The sequence below is a fragment of the Lactobacillus psittaci DSM 15354 genome (genome assembly GCF_000425905.1).
Classification (GTDB): domain Bacteria; phylum Bacillota; class Bacilli; order Lactobacillales; family Lactobacillaceae; genus Lactobacillus; species Lactobacillus psittaci.
Genome location: NZ_AUEI01000021.1, coordinates 1 through 2025 on the forward strand (window position 1 = coordinate 1; position 2025 = coordinate 2025).

Consider the following 2025-nt stretch of genomic DNA (forward strand, 5'->3'; position numbering starts at 1 on the left):
ATATCATGATTATTATTTACCTGCATCTCGACGTCGTACAAGTTCCCTGCTTGGTCTTTGACTGCAATATCGAGCCTGACAGACTTACTTCGCTTATCACTCTTCGTCCCCAGTTCCTTTTGCGCATCGATGCTTTCAACTGACACCACATTCACATTCGGCAGTGCTGCTTTAATAATCGCTTTACAAAAACGTTTATTTTGCATAATACTGCCAAAAATCTCGTCATTTGTAAAGCCATAGAATTTGTCATCGTATGACATAAATTACCTCCAAGTTATATTTTTTAAAGACAAAAAGCCTTCTAAAATATAAATACGTAAAAAAGACGCATTTGTTTGCGGTAATTTATCAATCTATAAAAAGCGCACAATATTTACATTTTACCATAAAATTGTACGCTATTTCAGTCTTCCATTTAGTAAATCTCCTGTTACAATTTAAATAACCTAACAATTCTGGAGGATACAATGAAATTAGTTAAGAAATTGTCAATTATCAGTGCTGTAGCTGCTAGTTTGCTCGCTACAGCTGGATGTTCAAATAACGCAAAGACTTCTAGTCCATCTAGTTCTAAGGATACTATTCCTTCAAAGATTACTAAGAAGACTACCATTACTTTTTGGCATGGTATGACCGGCCCTCTTGAAGGAAGTTTGAAAAAATTAACAGCAGAATTTGAAAAAGAGAATCCGAATATTAAAGTTAAGCTAGAAAATCAAAACTCTTATCAAGATTTGCATTCAAAAATCACCTCAACCATGCAATCTCCTAAGAACTTACCAACTATCACACAAGCTTATCCAGGCTGGCTTTATACCGCTGCTAAGAATAATATGCTTGTCGATTTAACTCCATACATTAATAATTCCAAAATTGGATGGGGTAGCAGCAAAAAATCACAAATTAAGGCCGACTTATTAAAGGGCGCTCAAATCAACGGTAAGCAATACGGGATTCCTTTTAACAAATCAGTTGAAATTTTAATTTACAACAAGCAACTTTTAGAAAAATACGGTGTCAAGGTACCAAAGACCACCGCTGAATTAAAAGCCGCTGCTAAAAAGATTTACGAAAAGAGTAATCACAAGGTAGCCGGTGCCGGCTTCGATGTATTGGCAACTTATTACACTTTGGAAATGAAGGCTAAAGGCCACAACTTCAACTCAAATATTGACTTCACTGGCAAGGATTCCAAAGCCGTAATTAACTACTATGCAAATGGAGTAAAAGATGGATACTTCAAGATTGCTGGTTCTCAAAAGTACCTTTCAACTCCTTTTGCAAACCAAAAAATCGCAATGTACGTTGGTTCAAGTGCTGGAGAAGCTTTTGTGAAAAAAGGCGTAGCTAACAAGTTCGAATACGGAGTAGCTGCTCGTCCAACTGAATACAACATGCCTCAAGGAACAGATATCTACATGTTCAACCAAGCAAGCGCTATGCAAAAAGCTGCTGCCTTTAAGTACATTAAGTTCTTAACTTCAAAAGCCAGTCAACTTAAGTGGGCAAGTCAAACTGGTTACATCCCAGTAAATACACAAGCTTTGAACTCAGCTGAATACAAGAATTCTAAAGCAGTTAAAGCTCCTAAGATTTTATCATCTAACATTAAAAAGCTTTACACCATTCCAGTAGTTAAGAATTCAGATTCTGCCTTTTCAGATTTAACTTCAATCATGGAAAGCATCTTGTCTCAAGCAGCCAAGGGCAACAATATTGATAGTGCTATTAAAGCAGGTAAAGCTAAATTTGATAGTGACTGGAAGCAGTAAAATAACAACTTACTAGAAAAAACTCTATAAATAAGTAAAAGCATTGGTAAAAATTAATTGCCAATGCTTTTTGTTTTGCTATAAGGTTTTATTTTAAGTTTTGATGGATTATTTCTCGAATTTCACCATCACTAAGGCTGAAGTTAGGACCAACTGAATCTTTGATTGCTGAATATACTTCTGCTTCACTCATTTCAGGTTGAGTACGTTTAAAGAATGTTACGAAAGATTTGACTGTATTTCTTTGCTC

The 2025-nt window shown here is 35.6% G+C and carries 1 protein-coding gene and 1 pseudogene; one reads left to right on the plus strand and one right to left on the minus strand.

The window, feature by feature from the left end; genetic code table 11:
- Positions 1-263, minus strand: a pseudogene (locus H628_RS07290) (Rpn family recombination-promoting nuclease/putative transposase); the annotation flags it as partial.
- 207 nt (positions 264-470) lie between these two features.
- On the opposite strand from H628_RS07290, the gene H628_RS0104185 reads away from it, so the two are divergent.
- Positions 471-1775 (plus strand): ABC transporter substrate-binding protein, encoded by a 1305-nt coding sequence (locus tag H628_RS0104185; protein ID WP_027825337.1) that lies wholly within the window; start codon positions 471-473, stop codon positions 1773-1775.
- Positions 1776-2025: the final 250 nt, after the last annotated feature.